Origin of the sequence: Devosia ginsengisoli (assembly GCF_007859655.1) — a bacterium.
Taxonomy (GTDB): Bacteria; Pseudomonadota; Alphaproteobacteria; order Rhizobiales; family Devosiaceae; genus Devosia; species Devosia ginsengisoli.
The window spans coordinates 971325-993703 of the sequence record NZ_CP042304.1 but is presented as its reverse complement, the minus strand read 5'-3'; the positions used below and the strand labels follow the sequence as shown (position 1 = coordinate 993703).

The following is a 22379-nucleotide window of genomic DNA, read 5'->3' as shown; positions in this document are numbered from 1 at the left end:
CGCTTGCGCAAGGCAGAGCATCTCGCCGGCGCGGTTGATCGGAGCACACCATGTTCGAAGTCATCTTTCTGCAATTCCTCAATGGCCTGGACAAGGGCGCGGCCTATGCGCTGATCGCCCTGGGCCTCACTCTGGTGTTCGGCACATTGGGCGTCGTCAACTTCGCCCATGGCGCCCTGTTCATGCTCGGCGCCTTCTGCGCTGTGATGTTCCGCCAGCTGCTGACGCTGGAAACCGTAACCCTCGATCCCGAAAAGCTCTCGCCCTGGGGCGCGCCGCTCGAAATACGCGAGCCGCTGGTGCAGGCCTGGTTCGGCGACTTCGGCGCTGTGCTGGTCAACTATTCGGTGCCGGCCTCGATCATCGTCACCATTCCGATCATGCTGCTGGTCGGCATCGCGCTCGAGCGCGGCATCATCAAGCACTTCTACAAACGCCCGCATGCCGAACAGATCCTTGTGACTTTCGGCCTGGCCATCGTGGCGCAGGAAGTCATCAAATCCTTCTTCGGACCCAATCCCATTCCCCAGCCCATGCCCACCGACCTGCGCGGCGCTGCCGATATCGGTGCGTTCCTGGGCATGCAGGCCAATGTCATCACCTACCCGATCTGGCGGCTGATCTATTTCCTGTTCTCGTTCGTCATCATCGGCGGGGTCTTCGCCTTCCTACAGTTCACCACATTCGGCATGGTGGTCCGTGCCGGCATGGCCGACCGCGAAACCGTGGGCCTGCTCGGCATCAATATCGACCGGCGCTTCACCATCATGTTCGGCCTGGCCGCGGTGGTCGCGGGGCTTGCTGGGGTCATGTACACGCCCCTCCTGCCGCCGAACTACCATATCGGCATGGACTTCCTGGTCCTCAGCTTCGTGGTGGTCGTGGTGGGCGGCATGGGCTCGCTGCCCGGCGCGGTGGCTGCCGGGTTCCTGCTCGGCATCCTGCAGTCCTTCGCCTCGATGACGCAGGTCAAGGCCCTCATTCCCGGCATCGACCAGATCATCATCTATCTCGTCGCCGTCGTCATTCTACTCGTATTGCCGCGGGGCCTGTTCGGCCGGCGTGGCGTGATGGAGGCCTGAAATGGCTGTCATGTCCCGCAACGACCTGCTGCTCTTCCTCGGCTTCACCATCGTGGTGCTGGCCATGCCGATCTGGCTGCACCCATTCGGCGCGGCCTATCCGGACCTGCTGCAGCGCTTCATGATCTATGGCATCTTCGCCGTGGGCTTCAACATCCTGTTCGGCCTTACCGGCTATCTCAGCTTCGGCCATGCCGCCTTTTTCGGCGTGGGCTCCTACGCCGCGGTGTGGTCGTTCAAGCTGCTCAGCCTCGATGCCATCCCGGCGATGATCTTCGCCATCGTGATTTCTGGCCTCTTCGCCCTCATCATCGGCTATGTGAGCCTGCGCCGGTCGGGCATCTATTTCTCGATCCTGACACTGGCCTTCGCGCAGATGAGCTACAATCTCGCCTATTCGGTGCTGACGCCCATCACCAATGGCGAAACCGGCCTCCAGCTCACCCTCAACGATCCGCGCTATCTCGATCGCGCGCTGTTCGAGGCGGCGCCCGGCCAGCCGGTGCCCACCTTGCTCGGGCAGTCGCTCGGCGGCTTTGCCGGCTTTTATTTCTGCGCGGGTTTCCTGATCCTGGCCTTCTTCATCGCGCAGCGCATTACCAGCTCGCCCTTCGGCATGATGCTCAAGGGCATCAAGTCCAACCAGACCCGCATGAACTATACCGGCTTCAACACCAAGCCCTACACGCTGGCGGCCTTCGTCATTTCGGGGATGTATGCGGGCCTGGCCGGTGCTTTGCTGGCGGTCACCGATCCGCTGGCCGGCGCCGAGCGCATGCAGTGGACCGCCTCGGGCGAAGTGGTGCTGATGACCATCCTGGGCGGCGCCGGCACGCTGGTCGGCCCTGTCATCGGCGCCTGGCTGATCAAGTATTTCGAGAACATCTTCTCGGCCATTAACGAAAATATCCTGCACCGCTTCTTCGACTTCCTGCCCGATGGCGTCGACAATGTGCTGGTCGCCATATCGAGCAAGTTCGTCGGCGAGGGCTGGTTCCTCACGCTGGGCCTGGTCTTCGTGCTGATCGTGGTGTTCCTGCCGGGCGGTATCATGGAAGGGGTGCGCCGTATCGCGCACCTGTTCGACCGCTCCCGCAGTTCGCCGACCAAGCCGGGCAAGGCCACGCCCCATCCGCAACCTGCCGAATAGGACGAGATCGCCATGACCACACCCAATGTCGTCCTGCATGTTGCCGACGTCCACAAACGCTTCGGGGGCTGCATGCCCTGGCCGATATCGACCTGCAGGTCGAGGAAGGCCAGACCCACGCCATTATCGGCCCCAACGGCGCCGGCAAGTCCACCCTGCTCAATGTCATCATCGGCAAGCTGGCGCCATCAAGCGGCCAGGTGGTGTTCGACGGCGCCATCCTTACCGGCCGCAAGCCCTATGAGATCAACCAGCTCGGCATTGCCCGCGTGTTCCAGACGCCGGAAATCTTCGCCGATCTCAGCGTGCTGCACAATGTGATGATCCCTGCTTTGGCCAAGCGCGACGGTGCCTTCAAGCTCAACCTGCTGCGCTCGCTCGACAGCGAGACGGCCATCCGCCAAGAGGCCGAGGACATGCTGGAAGATGTCGGCATGCATAGCCGGCGCGAAATGGCGGCCGGCAGCCTCAGCCGCGGCGACAAGCGTCGCATGGAACTGGCCATGTGCCTGATCCAGCATCCGCGCCTGCTGCTGCTGGACGAGCCCACCGCCGGCATGAGCCGCCACGATACCAACACCACGATCGAGCTGCTCAAGAAGATCAAGAGCCGCGGCATGACCAAGGTGATCATCGAACACGACATGCATGTGGTATTCTCGCTGGCAGACAAGATTTCCGTATTGGCCCAGGGCCGCATCATCGCCGACGGCACGCCCGATCAGGTGCGCGGCAATCCCAAGGTGCAGGAAGCCTATCTCGGAGGGGCCCATTGATGAGTGCGATTGCCATGGAAACCCAGATCGTCACCAATAGTCAGGCCGCCTCGGTCGAAACCTCGCGGCCCTTCTTCTCGATCCGCGACATGCACGCCTATTACGGTGAAAGCTATATCGTGCAGGGTGTCTCGCTCGACATCCGCCAGGGTGAAATCCTGGCCTTGCTCGGCCGCAACGGCGCCGGCAAGACCTCGACCCTGCGTACCATAGCCCGCACCGACGATCCGCAGATGCGGCAGGGCGAAATCTGGCTCGACGGCAAGCCCATCCACCAGATGAAGTCGCACGAAGCGGCTCGATCAGGCATCCAGCTCGTACCCGAGGATCGCCGTATCATTTCGGGCCTGACTGTCGAGGAAAACATCGCCCTCGCCAAGGTGGCGCCCGGCAATGGCTGGAGCCTCGAGCAGATCTACGAGAGCTTTCCGCGCCTGGCCGAGCGGCGCAAGCAGGAGGGCGTGACCCTCTCCGGCGGCGAACAGCAGATGCTGGCCATTGCCCGCGCCCTGGCGCGCGACCTCAAGCTGCTGTTGCTCGACGAGCCCTATGAGGGCCTGGCCCCGGTCATCGTGCACGAGATCGAGCGCATCCTGCATTCGATCAAGCCGCTGGGCATCACCACCATCATCGTCGAGCAGAACGCCGTAGCCGCCCTTAAGCTGGCCGACCGCGCCGTCATCCTCGATACCGGGGAAGTCGCGTTCGCCGGTACCGCCAAGGAAGTGCTCGACAATACCGAACTTCGCCACGAATACTTGGCGATCTAAAGCTACCCTGGGCCCCTCGACCAAGGCATTCCGCCGATCTCACCTCTCCCCAGAGAGGCCCAGGGTAAGTTTCCTACCGCTGCAGCGCGCCATTCAAAAAGCCCTCATGGTGAGCTTGTCGAACCACGAGGGCGAGCGAGTGGAGGCCTCGTGCCACGACCTCATGGTTCGACAGGCTCACCATGAGGTCTACTTGGACGTGAACCCCTACTCCTCCGCCACTTCCGGCACATCCGCCTTGATCTCGATCCCCTCGGCCTCCAGCGCGTCACGTACGTCCCGTGCCAGGTCGACCGCGCCAGGCGTGTCGCCATGCAGGCATATCGAGCGCGCTGTGGATTTGAGCACCGTGCCGTCGATCGCCACGATCTCCCCGTCCCTGGCCAATCGCAAACACCGTGCGATCACCACTTCGACGTCATGGATGACAGCGCCGTCCTGGCTGCGCGGCACCAGCAGGCCTTCGGCCGTATAGGCGCGGTCGGCATAGGCTTCGCGGATCAGCGGCATGCCCACGGCCTTGGCCGCGCGCACCTGCTGGCTGTTGTCGAGCGCCAGCACCGCCATTTTGGGGTCCATGCCCTGGATGGTGGCGAAAATACCCACGGCAAAGGCCAGTTCCTCCGCCGTCTGGTTGGCCAGTGCCCCATGCAGTTTCACATAGCTGAGCGGTACGCCCACCTCGTCGGCGATGAAGCGAACGAGGAACAACTGGCTGCGAATCTGCCCCAGCAGCTCGTCGAGCGGCATGACCACGCGGAAGCGCCCAAACCGTTTGGGGTCGGCATATCCCGGATGCGCCCCGGCCCGCACGCCGCGCGCCTTGCAGATTTTCAGGATATGCCGGATCGTCGGTGCATCCCCGGCATGGCCGCCACAGGCAATGGAGGCACTCGACACGATATCGAGCAGGTCCTCGTCAGTCCCCATGCCCTCGCCCAGATCGGCGTTGAGGTCGATCGACGTCATTTCAGCGGCTCCGCAACAGCGCGTGCGCATGTTCCACAGTGACCGGCTCGAAGGCAACTGGCGTTCCGGGCCGCAATTGCGCGAAACGGTCGAGATCGGCGGTGATAACAGTAGCAATGCGCGGATAGCCGCCGGTCGGCTGGTGATCGCGCATCAGCACGATGGGCGTACCATCGCCCAGAATCTGGATATCGCCCGGAACGATGGCATCCGACACCAGCGACAGTGCCACCGCTTCGGCAAAGACGCTGCCGGCATCCTCCAGCCGTACGCCCATGCGGTCGAGCCGCGACGAGATGACGAATGGCGTCGCCAGAAAACGCTGCCGCAGCGCCTGCGGAAACAGGTCCGCATGCAGCCCCCAGATCACCCGGATCGGCCCGGTCACCGGCTCGGTCTGCTCCACCTCCAAGACGCCTGATCCACCATCCCCGCTCAGCGCAATGACATCCCCAGCCCGCAGCACGCGCCCCTCGAGCCCGCCCAGTTGCGCCCGGCTGCTGGTGGCCATGCTGCCCATGACCAGCGGCACGTCGATATCGGCATCGAAGCGCAGATAGCCGTAATTGCCCCAGCCGCCCGGCGTCACCGACAGGGTATCGCCCTCACCCAGCATCACAACGCCCGGCCAGTCCAGCACCGCGCCATTATGCCTGGCCACGAAATCGCCGCCGGCAAAACCGACCCGGCATCGCCCGCTCTCCAGCCGGATTTCCAGCCCGGCCATGGTGAACTCCACCCCGCCGCGCCTGCCGCCGGCCAGCGCCCCCGCCTGCGCAAAAGCTCCGCCATCCATCGGCCCGGACGCGCTGATGCCATGCCGCAACATGCCGAAGCGCCCTGCGTCCTGGATGCTGGTCAGCGGCCCTGCCCGCAGAATCGTCAGCGCCACGCTCATGTTTCCGCCTCGAAAGTCACGCTATCGCCCGGTTGCAGCCGGGTCGGCGGCTCGCTGGCCGCATCGAAATTGCGGAAATCGGTATGCCCGATCACATGCCAGCCGGTCGGCATGTCCGTCGCGGTGATCGCCGTCTGCCCCGCAGCGAACAGCACGCTTCCGGCCGGCACCGCAGGCCGCACGCTGGTCCGTCGCGGCAGCATCAGCCCGTCGCCATGCAATCCACAATAGACAAAGCCCGGCGCAAAGCCGGTCACCAGCACGCGCAGCGGCTGTGCATTATGCGCCGCCACGAAGTCGGCCGTGGTCATGCCGAACAGCGCCGCAACCTCGTCGATATCAGGCCCATCGAACCGCGTCGGAATGGTCCAGCTCTGTGCCGGCTGGGTCGCATTGCCCAAGGCAAACAATCGCAGCCGCAATTCCCCGGCAATTGTCGCCGGCGCCGCGGCCAGCGGATCATAGCGCAGCAGCACCGAGACCAGGTTGGGCACGACCTCGACCACGCCGGCGATTGGGTCTCGCTCCAGCGCGCGGGCCAGCGCAATGGCGGCCCGGTTGGCGGCATCATTCAGCGTATTGCCGAAGCGCACGAGAAGGCCGCTATCGCCGAGCGGCATGATCGTCGGCGTGGGAAATGTCTGTGGGTCGGACGAACCGGTCATGTTCAGCCCTTGGCTGCAGCACTCGGTCAGTCCATGTCGGACCCGCCCGGATCAGTCAACCCGGTCCATAAGCGGCGGAACTCTGCCGCGCTCGGAAGACCGTTCGGTAGTGCCACTATCCTCGGATAGCGGCCGGATTTGACCTGCCGGGCGTCTGGAGCGCTTTCAGCCTAAGTGGATACCACTTTTGCGGTTCGAAAGCGCGACCATCAAAATCCGTCCGTCAGTTGGGGTCTTTGCCGTCCTGTTCGATCACGGCATCGAAAAGTTCCCTGGCCTGCCCCACGCCAATCGCCTCAATGGCGACGGCAGCGATGGCCGCGAACAGTTCTGCGATTTCCTGGGGATCGGTGATTTCGGCGTCGTCGTCTTCGGCGTCGGCGTTGATCAGAGTGAACACAATAACGCGCCTCCAAGTTAGCCAATGGAGAGAGTGTGCGGCGATTCCCGTTACGGAATAAATAATGGAAATTGGCCTCTGCCCGGTTTGCGGGCAATTGCCAGAAGGGGCAGGCACCCTTACTCTTCCGGCGCCGTGTTTGCCTCGAGCCAGGATTCGATGTCTTCGAGGCTGGCCGAAAAGGGCTTCGGCTCATTCCCGTAGATCACCTTGAAGCTCTCGTCGTCGCGAACGGCATGGCCGCCGGCATGCCCGAGCACCTTCATCTTCTCGTCAGTGAGAATGGTCAGCCCATAGCGCGCCGCCAGCCGCTTCAACCGGCGCATCCGCGATGCATCAAATTCCTTCCGGCTCACGGCACGTCCTCTTGTGGCTTTGGCGGAAGGGGTGGGATTCGAACCCACGGATGCTTGCACATCGGCGGTTTTCAAGACCGCTGCAATCGACCACTCTGCCACCCTTCCGTGGATCAGGCTTTAGCGGCAGAGCGTCGGGCTGTCCAGAGCGGCGCGTCACCGGCAGCGCCTCTGAGTAGACCTCATGGTGAGCTTGTCGGACCACGAGGTCATGGCACGATGCCTCCACTAGCTCGCCCTCGTGGTTCGACAAGCTCACCATGAGGGCTCCCTGCCTGACTGCGTCCGCCCTATGGCAGCAGCACCACCGAGCCCGTCGTCTCGCGCCCTTCAAGCGCCCGATGCGCATCCGCGGCCTCGTTCAGCGCAAAGGTTCGGCCGATCTCGACCTTGATGGCGCCGCTCTTCACCGCCGCGAACAGCAGTTCGGCCCCTTCCAGCAATTCCTCGCGCGTGGCGAGGTAATGCACGCCGGTCGGCCGGGTGATATAGAGCGAGCCCTTGCGCGATAGCACGGTAATGTCAGGGATCGCCACCACGCCCGAGGCATTGCCGAAGCTCACCATCAACCCGCGCGGCCGCAGGCAATCGAGCGATTTGTCGAACGTCGCCTTGCCGACGCCGTCATAGACCACGTCGACGCCCCGCCCTCCCGTGATTTCACGCACGCGGGCGGCGAAATCTTCCTCGGCGTAGTTGATGGCATGGTCACAGCCATGCGCCTTGGCCAAAGCCACCTTTTCGGCGCTGCCGGCTGTGCCGATAACTGTGGCGCCGAGCGCCTTGGCCCATTGCGTGGCGATGAGGCCGGTTCCGCCCGCCGCCGCGTGCCAGAGAATGGTTTCGCCCCTGGCCACGGCCCAGGTCTTGAACAGCAGGTAATAGGCCGTCAGCCCCTTGAGCATGATGGCCGCCGCGACGCGGTCGTCGATCCCCTTGGGAATGGGCACGACCCGGTCGGCGGCGATCAGCCGTTCTTCGGCATAGGCGCCGATCTGGCCCTGATAGGCGACGCGCTCGCCCACCGTGAGCCCCGTCACGCCCTCGCCGATGGCGGTGATGACGCCGGCGCCCTCATTGCCCGCCACGAAGGGCGTCTGCATCGGATAAAGCCCGGAGCGCTGGTAAGTGTCGATGAAGTTGAGACCGATAGCCGTCTGGCGCAGGGCCACCTGCCCCGGTCCCGGCGCGCCCGGCGCACGATCTTCCAGCGTCAGAACTTCGGGCCCACCGGTCTGATGGACGACAATGGCGCGGCTCATTTCGGGGTCCTCGGCTTGCGCGGCGCCGATTTGGGCCGCGACTGGGCGCGAGCGGTCGGGCTGGATTTGGCGCTCGGCTTCTTGACCGCCGCCACGCCGGCCCCCGCCGTGACCGAGCCGGTTGCCCCGGTAAACGGCGCCACCGATGTCTTGACGCCCGTGCGGTTGAGCTTGCGCTGCTTGGCGATGATATTGACCGCCTCGACCAGCACCGAGAAGCCCATGGCGGCGTAGATATAGCCCTTGGGGATGTGGAAGCCGAGGCCATCGGCCACCAGTGACACGCCGATCAGCAGCAGGAAGGCCAAAGCCAGCATCTTGGTGGTCGGGTGGTCGGCGACGAATTTGGCGACCGGGCCCGAGGCCACGAACATCACGCCCACGGCGACAATGACCGCGGCAATCATCACCTCCACATGCTCGGCCATGCCGACGGCGGTGACGATGGAGTCGATGGAAAACACCATGTCGATGACGATGATCTGGCCGATGACGGCGGCAAAGGCAGCCGTGGCCTTCTGCGCCATCTCGGCCTCATGCGGCTCCTCGATGGCGGCGTGCATTTCATGGGTCGCCTTGTAGACCAGGAAGACGCCGCCAGCGATCAGGATCAGGTCTTTCCACGACAGGTCGAGCCCGAAGGCCGATATGGCCGGCTGGGTCAGGCTGATGATCCAGGAAATGACCAGCAGCAGCAGGATGCGGAAGATCAGCGCCAGCGCCAACCCGAGCTTGCGCGCCCGGTCGGCCTGCTCCTTGGGCAGGCGCGACACCAGCACCGAGATGAAGACGATATTGTCTATGCCCAGCACGATCTCCATGATCGTGAGGGTCGCGAAGGCGACCCAGACATTCGGATCGGCGAGCAGCTCAAGCATCAGGGGCTCCATGCGAGTCTTGTGACCTGCCTATCTAAGCGGACCTTGGCGCATAGAAAAGGTCGCATGGCAGAGTTTTCCGCATAGCGTGCCGCTGGCGGCACAAAGTCGCTGCACGGGCGCTGGCTTCGGCGCCGCAGCGGGTGATAACCTTGCCCAACCTGTTTGCGAGTAGTGCAATGGAATCCTTCACCCCGCTCACCGCCGCCCTGGGCGGCGCCCTTATCGGCCTGGCCGCCGCCGTGTTGTGGCTGGGCAATGGCCGCATTGCCGGCATATCCGGCATTTTCGGCCAGTTGCTGCCGCCGGCACAAACCGTGGTCTGGCGCGTCGTCTTCCTCGTGGCGCTGATCGCCGCGACCTTTGCCGCCGCCCAGCTCTTCCCCGCGCTCGGCGTGGGTGGCGAGACCCCCGCCCGCCTGGTCGAAGCGCCCGCCGCCTGGGGCGTGCCGACGCCGGTCTGGCTGGCCATTGCCGGCCTGCTCACGGGCCTCGGCACCAAGATCGGCAATGGCTGCACCTCGGGCCATGGTGTCTGCGGGCTGGCCAGGCTGTCGCTACGCTCGCTGGTGGCGGTGCTGGTGTTCTTCGGCGTCGCCGTCATCACCGTCACCGTTACGGGGGTGGTGTGATGGCCAATCTCAAACTCCCCTATCTCGCCACGGCCGCCCTCAGCGGCGCCCTGTTCGGCAGCGGGCTCTATGTCTCGCAGATGGTCGATCCGTTGAAAGTCCTGCGCTTCCTCGATTTCACCGCTATTCCATCAGGCGGCTGGGATCCGAGCCTGGCCTTCGTCATGGGCGCGGCGCTCATCGTCATGTTCATCGCCGTCCGTATCGGCAAGGGGCGGCAGGCGCCGCTGTTCGACACCAGCTTCCACGAGCCCGAATACCGCAAGGTTGATCGCCGCCTGATCGGTGGTGCCGTGCTCTTCGGCATCGGCTGGGGCATGGCCGGCATTTGCCCTGGCCCCGCCATTTCGCTGATCGCCTTCCTGCCGGACAATCTCTGGATTTTCTTGCTCGCCATGTTCGCCGGCTCGCTGGCCGGCAGCGTCATCATACCGAGCGGCCATGCCCGCCGTCTGGCGGACGCCAAATGAGCGCCTTTGATGCCGATGCCGTCGTGGTGGGGGGCGGCCTTGCCGGGGTCGCCGCCGCGATTGCCGTAGCCCAGTCCGGGCTCAAGACCGTGCACCTCGCGCCGTCAGGCCCGCCCGATCGCCGCACCTCGGCCCTGATGATGCCCAGCATCGACTATCTCCGCAGCGCCGGCCTTATCGACGATCCCGCCAGCCTCGGCCATGCGCTGACGCAGATACGCATCATCGACGCCACCAACCGCCTCATCCGCGCGCCGGAAACCCTGTTCGACGCCAGTGAGGCCGGCATGCAGGCCTTTGGCTGGAACTTCGCCAACCTGCGGCTGATGGAGCGCTTCCACGCCGTCGCGGCCGGCCTGTTCAATCTCGAAACCCGTAACGCGGGCGCTACCGATCTCTCGGGCAATACGGTCACCCTCACCGATGGCTCCAGTCTCAGCGCCCCGCTGATCGTCGGCGCCGACGGCAAGAAATCACTGATCCGTGCCGCATCAGGCATCACGGCACGGGAAAATGCCTTCACCCAGGCCGCCCTGGTCTGCGATCTCGATCTCGGCCGCCCCATTGGCGGCGCCTCCATCGAGTTCCACTATCCGCAGGGACCGTTCACGCTGGTTCCAGCCGGCGCCAACCGTGCCAACCTCGTCTGGATCGACGATCGCGCCGCGCTGGAAGCCGCCAAATCGGGTGGCAATGACGCGCTGATCGCCACTTTCCGCGAAAAATCGCAGCGCCTGTTCGGCGCCATCACCCTGGCCAGCCCCGCCTTCGTCTTCCCGCTCAGCACGCTCAGCGTCGACAAGGCCGGCAGCGATGGCGTGGTGCTGGTGGGCGAAGCCGCGCACGCCTTCCCGCCCATCGGCGCGCAGGGGCTCAATCTGGGCCTGCGCGACGTCGCCGACCTCGCCGCCTCCCTCGCGGCCATAGATCGCACGGCGCCCGACTGGGCCAGTCGCGTCAGCGCCGACTACATCGCCCGCCGCGCAGCCGACCTCGCCCGCACCGGCGGCATGGTCGATACCCTGTTCCGCTCATTGCTGGCCGACATGCTCCCCGCCCAGGCGCTCCGGGCCGGCGGCTTGTGGGCCCTGAAACTGGCCCCGGCCTTGCGCAAACAGGCTTTTGCCGTGGGCATGGGGAATCGCTAAGCGGATACCCCCTCCCAACCTCCCCCTATCAGGGGGAGAAGCTGCACAGTGGTTGGGGCAACATAGTGCCAAATCCCCGATCTGTTCCTCCCCCTATCAGGGGGAGGCTAGGAGGGGTACCCCAAACAAAAAAGAGCGCGGTTTCCCGCGCTCCTCATAATCCAACAATCACCACCCCTTACTGGGCCGGCGTTGCCGCCGGAGCGTCGCCCTCGGCCGGGGCAGCGCCTTCGGCCGGTGCGGCACCGCTGTCCAGCTGGCGGCGGAGTTCTTCGGCGCGGTCCTGCAGCACCTGCTCCAGCGCGTTCTCGCCCGAAGTTTCCTGGCGGAACTGCTCGAAGGTCAGCGCGGCATCGCCATCATAGGCAGCGGTGAAGCCGGCCAGGGTGATTTCGATGGTCAGGTCCTGGTTCTGGCGGTTCTTGGCGGTCAGCTTGAGCGTGTTGCCCTTCTTGAGCGAGTTCACATACTGCTCGTTGATGACCAGCTGGGTGGCGCAGGAGGTGGGGTCGCACAGCATATAGGGCACGCGGATCGGCTTGGCGCCATCGATCTGCCAGGTCAGGCCGAAGGGCAGCAGCACGCCGAGCGGCACAGCCGCAACGGCGAGGAGCCGGCTTTCCTGGCCCGGATCGTCGCGCAGCAGGAAGGAGCCGAGGAACTGGCCATTGGCCAAAACCACCTGGCGCATGATGCAGGCCTGCTGGCCATCGGGCAGCGGGTCGCAGACCTTGAGCCAGTTCTGGCTGGCCGGGCCGGCAGCGGCAGTGGCCGCGTTAGCGTCGGGAGCGGCTGCCGCAGGCGCTCCGGCAGCAGGCGCCTCGGCGGGCGCGGCTTCCTGGGCAAAACTGGCGAGGGGGGACAGCATGAGCGCGGCCACCGCGAAACCGGCGACGAGGGGTTTCCTGATGTTCATAGAATTTCCTTGGCTTCTTTGGCGGTCCCGGTGACCTTGTGCCACCTTGAGAATTGAACTGCCCTTCAAGTGCTGAATTCGGGCAATAACATGACCGATACTGCTTGCCAAAGCATTATGGCAGGACAGGGTTGATGCGATCAGGTCAGGATGCATTTTCTACCAGTTTTGCCAGGCGCGACAGGATTGCGGCCGCGCCCTTGAGCCGATCATTGGGCGTCGGCCAGTTGCGGGCGAACACGAGTTTCTGATCGGGCTTGATGCGAACCTGGTTGGCCGGATCGCTGACAAGCCGCACCAAAGCCGTGGGATTGGGGAACTCGTTGTTGCGCAATGAGATTACCGCACCCTTGGGCCCGGCATCCACCTTTTCGACATTGGCCTGCCGGCACAAAGCCTTGACCAGGATCACCTTGAGCAGCGCCTCGACCTCTTCCGGCAGCGGCCCGAAACGGTCGATCAATTCTGCGCCAGCAGCGTCGATATCCCTGATATCGGTGAGATCGCCCAGCCGCCGATAGAGCTGCATGCGCAATTGCAGGTCGGGCACATAGTGTTCCGGGATCATCACCGGCATGCCCAGCGAGATCTGCGGGCTCCACTCGTTGCGATCCTCGTATTCCTCCTCGCCGCTCTTCAGGTTCGCCACGGCCTCTTCCAGCATGGCCTGGTAAAGCTCGTAGCCCACTTCGCGGATATGGCCCGACTGTTCGTCGCCCAACAGGTTCCCTGCCCCGCGGATGTCGAGATCATGGCTGGCGAGCTGGAAACCTGCCCCCAGGCTTTCCAGCGATTGCAGCACGCCCAGCCGCCGTTCGGCCGTGTCGGTCAATTTTCTGTCAGGTGGAACGGTGAACAGCGCATAGGCGCGCGCCTTGGCCCGGCCGATGCGGCCGCGGATCTGGTAAAGCTGCGCCAGCCCGAAATGGTCGGCGCGATGCACGATCAGCGTATTGGCATTGGGAATATCCAGCCCCGATTCCACGATCGTCGTCGCCACCAGCACGTCGAACTTGTTGTCGTAGAAGGCGTTCATGATGTCGTCGAGTTCGCCCGGCGCCATCTGCCCATTGGCCACCACGAAGCTGACTTCGGGCACCTGCGCCTTGAGGAAATCGGCAATCTCGTGCTGATCCTTGATGCGCGGCACCACATAAAAACTCTGCCCGCCGCGATATTTTTCGCGCAACAGCGCCTCGCGCACCGACAGCGCGTCAAAGGGCGAGATGAAGGTGCGGATGGCCAGCCGGTCCACCGGCGGCGTCGCCAGCAGGCTCAGGTCGCGCACCCCGGTCAGCGCCAGTTGCAGCGTGCGTGGAATCGGCGTCGCCGTCAGCGTCAGCACATGCACATTGGCCTTGAGCTCCTTGAGGCGCTCCTTGTGGCCCACGCCGAAATGCTGCTCTTCGTCGATGATCAGCAGGCCCAGATCCTTGAACTTGATGGTCTTGCTCAGCAGCGCATGCGTGCCGACCACGATATCGACCTGCCCATCGGCCAGCCCGTCCTTGGTCGCCTTGAGTTCGGCCGCCGGCACCATGCGCGACGCCTGGCGCACCCGCACCGGCAGGCCCTTGAAGCGTTCCGAGAACGTCTTGAAATGCTGGCGAGACAACAAGGTCGTCGGCACGACCACAGCCACCTGCTTGCCCGACAGCGCCACGGCGAATGCCGCGCGCAGCGCCACTTCGGTCTTGCCGAAGCCCACATCGCCGCAGACCAGCCGGTCCATGACGCGGCCCGACGTCACATCGTCGAACACCGCCTCGATGGCGGCCATCTGGTCCTCGGTCTCCTCATAGGGGAAACGCGCGGCAAATTCGTCATAGGCGCCCGGATTGATCTCGACCACATCGGCCCGCGTCAGCAGGCGCGCCGCGGCGATCTTGATGAGCTGCTCCGCCATTTCGCGGATGCGCTTCTTGAGCTTGCCCTTCTTGGCCTGCCAGGCCACGCCGCCCAGCTTGTCCAAGGTCACATTGCCGTCGTCGCTGCCATAGCGGGTCAGCAACTCGATATTTTCCACCGGCAGGTAGAGCTTGGTGTCGCCACCATATTCCAGCTCGACGCATTCATGCGGTGCCCCACCGGCCTGGATCACCTTGAGGCCGATGAAGCGGCCGATACCGTGATCGACATGCACCACGAGGTCGCCGGCCGACAGGCTCGCCGCCTCGGTCAGGGCATCGCTGGCCTTCTTCTTGCGCTGCGGCCGCAGGATGCGCTCGCCCAGAATATCCTGCTCGCTGAGCACCAGCAGGTCTTTCGTCTCAAAGCCGGTTTCCAGCGGCAGCACCACCAGCGAGGTCGTCGCGGCGCTTGTCGTCTCGGCATCACGCCAGTTTTCCGCCAGCCGCGGATTGGTCAGGCCGTGATCCTTCAGCACCTGCACCATGCGGTCGCGCGTGCCCGTGCTCCAGCAGGCGATGATCGCCCGCCGGCCGTTACGCCGCTCGGCCAGCAGCCGATCCACCACGGCCTGAAACAGATTGGTGTCGGTCGCCTGCCGCTCGGCCGCAAAGCTGGGCGCGATATGCCCGCCGGCATCGTCGCTCGCCTTGGTTTCCGGCGCGATGAACTGGCTGAGCTGGATGACCGACGCGCCCGCCAGCGCATAGGGATGCGCATCCACGTCATAGAGCAGTTCCGGGGCAATGGGCTTGTACGGCGCCCCTGCCCCCGCCACGACAGGCGCCAGCCGCGCCGTTTCGCGCGCCTCGTAATAGTCGCGCACCTGCGTCACGCGCTCGGCATAGGCATCCACGGACTGCTCGTCGAACACAAATGGCGCATCGCCGACATAGTCGGCCAGCGTATCCAGATGCTCGTAGAAAAACGGCAACCAATGCTCGGTGCCCGAATAGCGCGAACCGCCGCTGACCGAGGCATAGAGCGTGTCATCGACCGTATTGCCGCCGAACGCCGCGGTGTAATTCTGCCGGAACCGGCGAATGGTCGTCTCGGTGAGCACCACCTCGCTCATCGGCGTCAGGTCGACCCGCTTGAGCTGGCCCGTGGTCCGCTGGCTGTCCGGATCGAAAGTGCGGATCGATTCGAGCTGGCTGCCGAAAAAGTCGAAGCGCAGGGGCGCTTCGGCGCTGGCCGGAAACAGGTCCACCAGCCCGCCACGCACCGCATATTCGCCACTCTCCCGCACCGTCGGCACGCGCAGATAGCCATTATTCGCCGCCCAGGCGATCAGCTTGTCGCTATCGACGAACCGGCCCGTCGCGGCCGAAAAGCTCATCGTCTCCACCACGTCACGCGGCGGCAGCTTCTGGATCAGCGCATTGACCGCGGTCAGCACCACGGCGCCCTTGGCGCCTGACGTCAGCGCCGCCAGCGTGTTCATCCGCGCGGCAATGGTCACATTGTTGGGCGACACCCGGTCATAGGGCAGGCTGTCCCAGGCCGGCAGCGTCAATATCGTATGTCCCGGCAGCATGGCGCCGAGAATGTCGGCCATGCGCTGCATGCGCCGCCCGTCGCGCGCCACGAAAACCAGGCTCGCCGCGTCCTCCGGCGCCGCCTCGATACGCTGCTGCACCAGCCGCGCCAGCACCATGGGCTGCATGCCGTCGGGCACATTGGCAATGGTGCGCGTCGGGCGCTGGGCGACGATTTCGTTCATTTGGCCAGCCGGGCGGAATGGTCGGCGATCACCTCGTCGAGGAATGCCCGATCGACATGGGCGGGCGGCTCCGCCTGCCCCATGACCCAGGTCAGCAGCGGCGGGTCTTCCTCGCTCATCAGCGCTTCCAGCCGGTCGAGCCGGCCAGCGTCCATGCTCTCGGTATGCGCGTCGGCATAAGGCCCAAGAATGAGGTCCATCTCCTTGGTGCCGCGGTGCCAGGCGCGGTAGCGCAGCTTCTTGCGGCGCATGGCAATGTCTTCACCGGCTGTCATTTGACGCGCCATGATCCTGAGTTTGTTCCCGATTTGGACATGTCTCTTACGCGGATTGCGCCGGCTTGTCAGCCCTTAAGAAAGCGGCCGGCAATCATGGCCCACCCAGTACAAAAGCCGTCGCCACAGCCAACAGAATGAGCGTGACCACCGAGAAGAAACCCGCGGCAAGCACGCGACCGCCCGAGGCGACAACCGAGCGCAGATCGACCGAAAGGCCAAGCGCCGCCATGGAAACCACAGTGAGGTCGGCCGAAACCGTCTGCAAAGCCGGCAGCGCAGCCTCGGGCAGGAGGCCTGCCGACCGCGCGCCCATCATGGCCAGGAACCCCACCACGAACCACGGCACCAGCATCGCCAATGGCAGCGCGCCCCCGCCCTTGCGCCCCTGAACCAGGCCGATAACCAGCACGACGGGGCCGAGCATGAGCACGCGGATCAGCTTCACCAGCGTGCCGATCTGGGTGCTCATGATTCCCACGGGCACCGTGGCCGCCAAGACCTGCGGCACCGCATAGACGCTCAGGCCGGCAATGACGCCATATTGCCACTCGCTGATACCGAGAAAATGGAAACAGAGTGGCAGCAGCAGCACGATGACCACGCCAAGCGCCGCAGTGAAGGCAATAGAGGCGGCAACGTCCCCGGCCGGCGCCCGGATGACAGGTGCAGTCGCCATGATGGCCGAATTGCCGCAAATGGAATTGCCGCAGGCGACCAGCGTCGCCAGGCGCCCATCAAGGCCGAGCAGCCGCCCGATGCCGTAGCTCAGCACCAAAGCCGTGGCCACGACAAGCATGATGGCGCCCACCATGACCGGCCCAATCTGCAACACCGCCCCGGTGCTGATCGTGCCGCCCAGCAGCACGATGGCGATTTCGAGAATCGTCTTGGACGCGAAATGCACCCCGGCGCGATAGCGCTCAGCCAACCCGAAACAGGTATGCAGCAGGATGCCGGCGAGAATGGCGATCACCAGCCCGTCGAGCATCACCCAGCCCAGCAAACCATGCTGAACATGCTCGCCTGCAACCGCCAGTGCCGCGACGCCGGCCGAGAGCAGCAGCCCCGGAAAGACCCGCCAGACTTGCGATATCAAGGGCATGAATTGCTCCAATCCAGTTGAATTGGAGCATGAACCTTGCGTTCATTCGCTTCTATCGCATAATTATGGACATTCCATACAGCAGGACCGCACGATCCATGACCATCGAGCAGTTGGCCATCTTCATCGCTGTGGCAGAGCGCCAGCACTTGACCCGGGGCGCCTCAGCCATCGGCCTTACCCCTTCGGCGGCCAGCGCGGCGATCAAGGCGCTGGAGGCGTTTCATGCCGTGCGGCTGTTCGACCGGGTCGGGCGTGGCATCGAACTGACCCGTGATGGATGCACCTTTCTCGAAGAGGCCCGCCAGACGCTGGCCCGCTTGCGACAGGCCGAACGCGTGCTGGACGATCTGGGCGGGTTGCGGCGCGGCGACCTCGATATCATGGCCAGCCAGACCGTCGCCAATTACTGGCTGCCGCAGCGCCTGTTCCGGTTTGCCGCGAGCTATCCCGGCATCAGCATCAATTTCACCCCGGCCAATACCCACGACGTGGCTGCCGCCGTCTTGTCGGGCGCAGCAGAGCTGGGCGTGGTGGAAGGCCATATCGATGTGCCGGCGCTTTCCGTCCGGCCCATCGGGCACGATCGCCTCGTCGTCGTCTCATCCGCCGCCCTCGCCCTGGATAAGCGCCATCCGACCGATCTCGAATGGATCATGCGCGAGCCCGGCTCCGGCACAAGGACGGAATTCGAAGCGGGCATCAACAGGCTCGGATTCGATCCGGCAAAGCTGAACGTGGTGCTGACTCTGCCCACCAACGAGGCCATTCTCAACGCCGTGCTGGGCAGCGACTGCGTGGCAGCGCTGTCGGAAATGGTGGTTGCGCCCTTTGTCGAGGCAGGCCGCCTCCAGATCCTGCCCTTCGCCCTGCCGCGCCGTGATTTCGGCCTGCTGACCCACCGTGAACGCGCCCTTTCAACGGCGGCCAAGGCATTCAGCGCCCTTTGCCTCGACGCGGCTGCGCCATCGGCCATATCGGCAGGGGCGGCGCAGCCGCTATAGTCTGCGCCAAGGAGAATCGCCTTTGTCCCGCCCCGAAGCCCTTTCACCGCTGTTCCGCTCGCTGCATTCCATCAAGGGTGTCGGCGACAAGCTGGCTGCGCTGCTGACCCGCTATTTCGGGGCGCCCGAGGGGCAGGAAGCCATTGCCCTCGATATTCTCATGCATATGCCGTCGGGTGTGGTCGATCGCCGCCGGCAGGTGGGCATTGCCGAGGCCTATCTCGGCCAGATCGTCACGCTGCGCCTGCATATCGACCGCCACCTGCCGCCACCGCGTGGCCGCGAGCACATCCCGCACCGCGTTTTCGCCCATGACGACACGGGCGATGTGCAACTGGTCTTCTTTCGTGCCCAGGGCGGCTGGGTGGAAAAGGCCCTGCCCATAGGCGAAGAGCGGTTCGTGTCCGGCCAGATCGGCTTTTTCAACGGCGAAAAGCAGATCACCCACCCCGACTACATCGTCGAGCCCGACAAGTTCGCCACCCTGCCGTTGGTTGAGCCGGTCTATCCGCTCACCCAGGGTCTCAGTTCCAAGGCCCTGGCCAAGCTGGTGCGGCAGGTGGTGGACGACCTGCCCCTTATCCCCGAATGGATCGCGCCTGCTACAATGGCCGAGCGCAACTGGCCGCGTTTCGCCGATGCCATGCGCATGGTGCACTTGCCGGCCAGTCCGGGCGAAGCCGAACTCTGGGCGCCCGCCCGCCAACGCCTTGCCTATGATGAATATCTTGCCGGCCAGCTTACGCTGCAGCTGATCCGCTCGACCATGGTCGCAGCGCGCGGAATCAGTCGCACTTTCACCGGATTGGTGACGGCAAAGGTTAGCAGTACGTTACCCTTTGCGCTCACAGAGGGGCAGTTGCAGGCCATTGGTGAAATCCGTGCCGACCTCGCCTCGCCCGACCGCATGTCGCGCCTGCTGCAGGGCGATGTCGGCTCCGGCAAGACTGTTGTCGCCCTCATGGCCATGGCCGCCATGGCCGAAAGCGGCGCCCAGTCCGCCATGATGGCGCCCACCGAACTGCTCGCCGCCCAGCACTTCAAGACCTTGAAACCCCTATGCGATTCCGCCGGCCTCGGCTGCGAATTACTGACAGGCAAGATGCCCGCCGCCGAGCGCCGCGCCAAACTCGCCGCCATAGCCAGCGGCGAGACGACCATCGTCGTCGGCACCCATGCCTTGTTCCAGTCCGGCGTCGAATTCCACAATCTGGGCCTCACCGTGGTCGATGAGCAGCACCGCTTCGGCGTCCACCAGCGTCTGGCCCTTTCCGACAAGGGCAAGCACACCGACCTGCTGGTCATGACCGCCACGCCCATCCCCCGCACCCTGGTCCTCACCCATTTCGGCGACATGGAAGTCAGCGTGCTGCGCGAAAAGCCGCGTGGCCGCCAACCCATTGATACGGCGGTCCTTTCCATCGGCGATTATGACCGCGTCATCGCCCGCCTCCGCGCCCGGCTCGATGAAGGCGCCCAGGCCTTCTGGGTCTGCCCGCTGGTCGAGGAAAGCGAACATCTCGACGTCGTCGCCGCCGAAGACCGCTTCGCCGAACTGCAAAAGGCCTTAGGCGACCAGGTCGCCCTGGTCCACGGCCGCATGAGCGCCGCCGCCAAACAGGAGGTGATGCAGCGGTTTTCCGCCAATGAACTCAAGCTGCTGGTGGCCACCACCGTCATCGAAGTCGGCGTCGACGTGCCCAATGCCTCGATCATGATCATCGAACATGCCGAGCGTTTCGGCCTCGCCCAGCTCCACCAGCTCCGAGGCCGCGTCGGGCGGGGCTCGGCCCGCTCGGCCTGTCTCCTGCTCTACAAGGACCCGCTGAGCGAGACCGCAAAGGCCCGTCTCGAAACGATAAAATCCACCGAGGACGGTTTCGAAATCGCCGAAAAGGACCTCGAACTGCGCGGCCAGGGCGACGTGCTCGGCACAAGACAATCCGGCATGCCCGGCTACCGCCTCGCCGTCCCCGACGTCCACCGCCACCTGCTCGATTACGCCCATGACGAAGCCAAGGATCTGCTGAAACGCAATCCCGGGCTGGCGGGAGCAGAGGGCGAAGCGGCACGTACATTATTGTATTTGTTCAGGAAAGACCTGGCGATCCCGTTGATCCGGGCCGGATAGCGGGAAACTTATCCCCGCCCCTGCGGCTTCGATTATTCTACCGTCACCGACTTCGCCAGGTTTCGCGGCTGGTCCACGTCCGTGCCCATGAACACGGCGGTATGATAGGCCAGCAACTGTACCGGAATCGTCGCCAGGATCGGGGCCACGAAGCTGGAAACGTGTGGAATGACAATGATATCGGCCACGCCATGCCCCACCGTCCCGGCGCCTTCCGCATCGGTGATGAGGATGATCTTGCCGCCGCGGGCGGCGACTTCCCTGCATATTGCTCAGCGTCTTGTCGACCAACTCGTCCGAGGGGGCAACGACGATCACCGGCATGTCCTCGTCGACCAGGGCGATGGGGCCGTGCTTGAGTTCACCTGCTGCATAACCTTCGGCGTGGATGTAGCTGATTTCCTTGAGTTTCAGCGCACCTTCCATGGCGATGGGGAACATCGGGCCGCGGCCCAGATAGAGCACGTCCTTGGCCTTGCTGAGGCGCTTGGCGATGTCCATGATCTGGTTTTCGGTGGCCAAAGCCTGCGAGACTGCCGCCGGCAATCCCGTCAATGCCTGCACGAATTCCTGCTCTTTTCCTGCATCCAGCACGCCGCGCGCCCGGCCTGCCGCAATGGCGAGGCTAGCCAGTGCGGTCAGCTGCGCCGTCAGTGCCTTGGTCGAGGCCACACCGATCTCAGGTCCGCACAGGATGGGGAACACTACGCTCGATTCCCGGGCAATGGTGGATTCGAGCGTATTGACCAGGCTGGCCACATGCTGCCCCTGCCCGGCGCAATAGCGCAGGGCGGCCAGCGTGTCGGCCGTCTCGCCTGATTGCGAGATGAACAGCGATAGGCCACCCTTTTCCAGCGGCGGCTCGCGATAGCGGAATTCGGAGGCCACATCGATATCGACCGGCAGGCGCGCATAGCGCTCGAACCAGTATTTGGCCACGGCACCAGCCAGATAGGCCGTGCCGCAGGCGCTGATGGTCAGCCGGCTCAGATCGGCGAAATCGAAGGGCAGAGCCTCGCGGAGGGCGACCTTTTCGGCGCCCATATCCACGTAATGGCTCAGCGTATGGGAGATGGTTTCGGGCTGCTCGTAGATTTCCTTGGCCATGAAATGGCGATGGTTGCCCTTGTCCACCAGCAGCGCCGAGGCCTGCGACACCTGCAGTTCGCGCTGCACGATGGCGTCCTTGCCGTCGCGGATGGTCACGCCCTTATGGGTGATGACCGCCCAGTCGCCGTCCTCCAGATAGGTCAGGCGCGAGGTGAAGGGGGCCAGCGCCATGGCGTCGGAGCCCAGATACATCTCGGTCGTACCATAGCCGATGGCCAGCGGCGCGCCATGGCGGGCGGCTATAAGAAGTCCGTCCTCGCCCTTGAACAGGAAGGCCAGCGCGAAGGCGCCCCGGAGGTGCTTGAGCGTGCGGGCCACGGCCAGTTCGGGGTCCGCGCCATTGGCCAGCTCCCGCGTCACCCATAGGGCGACGGCCTCGGTATCGGTCTGCGTCTTGGGCAGGTAGCCGTCCTTGTTCAGGTCGGCCAGCATGTCGCGGTAATTCTCGATAATGCCGTTATGCACCACGGCCACCCGGTCGGTGGCATGGGGATGGGCGTTGAGTTCGGTCGGCGCGCCATGGGTGGCCCAGCGCGTATGGCCGATGCCGATGCGACCGGCCAGCGGCTCGAAGCTCAGCTTCTGCGCCAGGTTGCCCAGCTTGCCCTCGGCGCGACGGCGGGAAATGCCGCCCTCTTCCAGCGTGGCGACGCCGGCGCTGTCATAGCCGCGATATTCGAGGCGCTTGAGCGCGTCTACGAGGCGAACCGCCACCGGTTCGCTGCCAACGATGCCGACAATTCCGCACATG

General features: G+C 64.5%; 19 protein-coding genes, 1 tRNA gene and 2 pseudogenes. 9 read left to right on the top strand and 13 right to left on the bottom strand.

All coding sequences use genetic code 11. From position 1 onward, the window contains the following. The first annotated feature begins 50 nt into the window (after nt 1-50). From FPZ08_RS04845 to FPZ08_RS04830, 4 genes and pseudogenes are all read left to right on the top strand, one after another. Nucleotides 51-1082, top strand: a complete 1032-nt coding sequence (locus FPZ08_RS04845; RefSeq protein WP_146288933.1) for a branched-chain amino acid ABC transporter permease — start codon at nt 51-53, stop codon at nt 1080-1082. Nucleotide 1083: 1 nt separating this feature from the next. Then, nucleotides 1084-2232, top strand: coding sequence for a branched-chain amino acid ABC transporter permease (locus FPZ08_RS04840; protein ID WP_146288932.1), 1149 nt, complete (start codon nt 1084-1086; stop codon nt 2230-2232). Nucleotides 2233-2244: 12 nt separating this feature from the next. Further along, nucleotides 2245-3008, top strand: a pseudogene (locus FPZ08_RS04835) (ABC transporter ATP-binding protein). Nucleotides 3009-3022: 14 nt separating this feature from the next. Then, the gene (locus FPZ08_RS04830; RefSeq protein WP_246132874.1) at nt 3023-3778 is read left to right on the top strand and encodes an ABC transporter ATP-binding protein; all 756 of its coding nucleotides are present in this window, start codon (nt 3023-3025) and stop codon (nt 3776-3778) included. 207 nt (nt 3779-3985) lie between these two features. On the opposite strand, the gene FPZ08_RS04825 is transcribed toward FPZ08_RS04830, so the two are convergent. From FPZ08_RS04825 to FPZ08_RS04795, 8 genes are all read right to left on the bottom strand, one after another. Further along, nucleotides 3986-4747, bottom strand: coding sequence for a LamB/YcsF family protein (locus tag FPZ08_RS04825; protein ID WP_186767211.1), 762 nt, complete (start codon nt 4745-4747; stop codon nt 3986-3988). 1 nt (nt 4748) lies between these two features. Next, nucleotides 4749-5639, bottom strand: a complete 891-nt coding sequence (locus tag FPZ08_RS04820; RefSeq protein WP_186767210.1) for a 5-oxoprolinase subunit C family protein — start codon at nt 5637-5639, stop codon at nt 4749-4751. 2 nt (nt 5640-5641) lie between these two features. Continuing rightward, nucleotides 5642-6310 (bottom strand): 5-oxoprolinase subunit B family protein, encoded by a 669-nt coding sequence (locus tag FPZ08_RS04815; protein WP_146288928.1) that lies wholly within the window; start codon nt 6308-6310, stop codon nt 5642-5644. Between the two features lie 223 nt (nt 6311-6533). Next, a complete protein-coding gene (locus tag FPZ08_RS21845) occupies nt 6534-6710 on the bottom strand; it encodes a hypothetical protein (RefSeq protein WP_156460475.1) in 177 nt (58 codons plus the stop codon). A 119-nt stretch (nt 6711-6829) separates the two neighbouring features. After that, nucleotides 6830-7036 (bottom strand): hypothetical protein, encoded by a 207-nt coding sequence (locus tag FPZ08_RS04810; protein ID WP_146288927.1) that lies wholly within the window; start codon nt 7034-7036, stop codon nt 6830-6832. A gap of 50 nt (nt 7037-7086) precedes the next feature. Then, nucleotides 7087-7174: transfer RNA gene (locus tag FPZ08_RS04805), tRNA-Ser, on the bottom strand. A 182-nt stretch (nt 7175-7356) separates the two neighbouring features. Then, nucleotides 7357-8328, bottom strand: a complete 972-nt coding sequence (locus FPZ08_RS04800) for a quinone oxidoreductase family protein (RefSeq protein ID WP_146288926.1) — start codon at nt 8326-8328, stop codon at nt 7357-7359. Beyond that, a complete protein-coding gene (locus FPZ08_RS04795; RefSeq protein ID WP_146288925.1) occupies nt 8325-9206 on the bottom strand; it encodes a TerC family protein in 882 nt (293 codons plus the stop codon). Before FPZ08_RS04795 ends, FPZ08_RS04800 begins: the two co-directional genes overlap by 4 nt. A gap of 179 nt (nt 9207-9385) precedes the next feature. On the opposite strand from FPZ08_RS04795, the gene FPZ08_RS04790 reads away from it, so the two are divergent. Genes FPZ08_RS04790 through FPZ08_RS04780 form a run of 3 tightly spaced genes read left to right on the top strand, consistent with a single transcriptional unit; the run spans nt 9386 to nt 11456 of the window. Continuing rightward, nucleotides 9386-9838, top strand: a complete 453-nt coding sequence (locus FPZ08_RS04790; RefSeq protein ID WP_146288924.1) for a YeeE/YedE family protein — start codon at nt 9386-9388, stop codon at nt 9836-9838. After that, complete coding sequence (locus FPZ08_RS04785) at nt 9838-10308, top strand: DUF6691 family protein (RefSeq protein WP_186767209.1); 471 nt, start codon at nt 9838-9840, stop codon at nt 10306-10308. The genes FPZ08_RS04790 and FPZ08_RS04785 overlap by 1 nt, the downstream gene beginning before the upstream one ends. Further along, the gene (locus FPZ08_RS04780; RefSeq protein ID WP_146288923.1) at nt 10305-11456 is read left to right on the top strand and encodes an FAD-dependent monooxygenase; all 1152 of its coding nucleotides are present in this window, start codon (nt 10305-10307) and stop codon (nt 11454-11456) included. The genes FPZ08_RS04785 and FPZ08_RS04780 overlap by 4 nt, the downstream gene beginning before the upstream one ends. 178 nt (nt 11457-11634) lie before the next feature. Here the strand turns inward: FPZ08_RS04780 and FPZ08_RS04775 are convergent, their stop codons facing one another. The 4 genes from FPZ08_RS04775 to FPZ08_RS04760 form a co-directional block, all read right to left on the bottom strand. Further along, nucleotides 11635-12372: an invasion associated locus B family protein gene (locus tag FPZ08_RS04775; protein ID WP_146288922.1), complete on the bottom strand. Its 738-nt coding sequence runs from the start codon at nt 12370-12372 to the stop codon at nt 11635-11637. A 145-nt stretch (nt 12373-12517) separates the two neighbouring features. Beyond that, nucleotides 12518-16003, bottom strand: a complete 3486-nt coding sequence (mfd, locus tag FPZ08_RS04770) for a transcription-repair coupling factor (protein ID WP_146288921.1) — start codon at nt 16001-16003, stop codon at nt 12518-12520. Beyond that, the gene (locus FPZ08_RS04765; RefSeq protein WP_246132806.1) at nt 16000-16278 is read right to left on the bottom strand and encodes an FAD assembly factor SdhE; all 279 of its coding nucleotides are present in this window, start codon (nt 16276-16278) and stop codon (nt 16000-16002) included. Before FPZ08_RS04765 ends, mfd begins: the two co-directional genes overlap by 4 nt. A 94-nt stretch (nt 16279-16372) precedes the next feature. Then, entirely contained in the window at nt 16373-17383 is a 1011-nt protein-coding gene (locus FPZ08_RS04760) for a YeiH family protein (RefSeq protein WP_146288919.1), read from the bottom strand. Between the two features lie 98 nt (nt 17384-17481). On the opposite strand from FPZ08_RS04760, the gene FPZ08_RS04755 reads away from it, so the two are divergent. Both FPZ08_RS04755 and recG read left to right on the top strand, forming a co-directional pair. Continuing rightward, nucleotides 17482-18387, top strand: a complete 906-nt coding sequence (locus FPZ08_RS04755; protein ID WP_146288918.1) for a LysR family transcriptional regulator — start codon at nt 17482-17484, stop codon at nt 18385-18387. Nucleotides 18388-18409: 22 nt separating this feature from the next. Next, entirely contained in the window at nt 18410-20518 is a 2109-nt protein-coding gene (gene recG / locus FPZ08_RS04750; RefSeq protein WP_146288917.1) for an ATP-dependent DNA helicase RecG, read from the top strand. 32 nt (nt 20519-20550) lie between these two features. On the opposite strand, the pseudogene glmS reads toward recG, so the two are convergent. After that, nucleotides 20551-22378 (bottom strand): annotated as a pseudogene (gene glmS / locus FPZ08_RS04745) (glutamine--fructose-6-phosphate transaminase (isomerizing)). Nucleotide 22379 lies beyond the last annotated feature (1 nt).

Excerpts from the sequence above, each read along its gene's own strand:
- FPZ08_RS04845 (WP_146288933.1), top strand. The coding sequence starts at position 51 with ATGTTCGAAGTCATCTTTCTGCAATTCCTCAATGGCCTGGACAAGGGC.
- FPZ08_RS04840 (WP_146288932.1), top strand. The coding sequence starts at position 1,084 with ATGGCTGTCATGTCCCGCAACGACCTGCTGCTCTTCCTCGGCTTCACC.
- FPZ08_RS04830 (WP_246132874.1), top strand. The coding sequence starts at position 3,023 with ATGGAAACCCAGATCGTCACCAATAGTCAGGCCGCCTCGGTCGAAACC.
- FPZ08_RS04825 (WP_186767211.1), bottom strand. The coding sequence starts at position 4,747 with ATGACGTCGATCGACCTCAACGCCGATCTGGGCGAGGGCATGGGGACT.
- FPZ08_RS04815 (WP_146288928.1), bottom strand. The coding sequence starts at position 6,310 with ATGACCGGTTCGTCCGACCCACAGACATTTCCCACGCCGACGATCATG.
- FPZ08_RS04810 (WP_146288927.1), bottom strand. The coding sequence starts at position 7,036 with ATGCGCCGGTTGAAGCGGCTGGCGGCGCGCTATGGGCTGACCATTCTC.
- FPZ08_RS04800 (WP_146288926.1), bottom strand. The coding sequence starts at position 8,328 with ATGAGCCGCGCCATTGTCGTCCATCAGACCGGTGGGCCCGAAGTTCTG.
- FPZ08_RS04795 (WP_146288925.1), bottom strand. The coding sequence starts at position 9,206 with ATGCTTGAGCTGCTCGCCGATCCGAATGTCTGGGTCGCCTTCGCGACC.
- FPZ08_RS04790 (WP_146288924.1), top strand. The coding sequence starts at position 9,386 with ATGGAATCCTTCACCCCGCTCACCGCCGCCCTGGGCGGCGCCCTTATC.
- FPZ08_RS04785 (WP_186767209.1), top strand. The coding sequence starts at position 9,838 with ATGGCCAATCTCAAACTCCCCTATCTCGCCACGGCCGCCCTCAGCGGC.
- FPZ08_RS04780 (WP_146288923.1), top strand. The coding sequence starts at position 10,305 with ATGAGCGCCTTTGATGCCGATGCCGTCGTGGTGGGGGGCGGCCTTGCC.
- FPZ08_RS04775 (WP_146288922.1), bottom strand. The coding sequence starts at position 12,372 with ATGAACATCAGGAAACCCCTCGTCGCCGGTTTCGCGGTGGCCGCGCTC.
- mfd (WP_146288921.1), bottom strand. The coding sequence starts at position 16,003 with ATGAACGAAATCGTCGCCCAGCGCCCGACGCGCACCATTGCCAATGTG.
- FPZ08_RS04765 (WP_246132806.1), bottom strand. The coding sequence starts at position 16,278 with ATGACAGCCGGTGAAGACATTGCCATGCGCCGCAAGAAGCTGCGCTAC.
- FPZ08_RS04760 (WP_146288919.1), bottom strand. The coding sequence starts at position 17,383 with ATGCCCTTGATATCGCAAGTCTGGCGGGTCTTTCCGGGGCTGCTGCTC.
- FPZ08_RS04755 (WP_146288918.1), top strand. The coding sequence starts at position 17,482 with ATGACCATCGAGCAGTTGGCCATCTTCATCGCTGTGGCAGAGCGCCAG.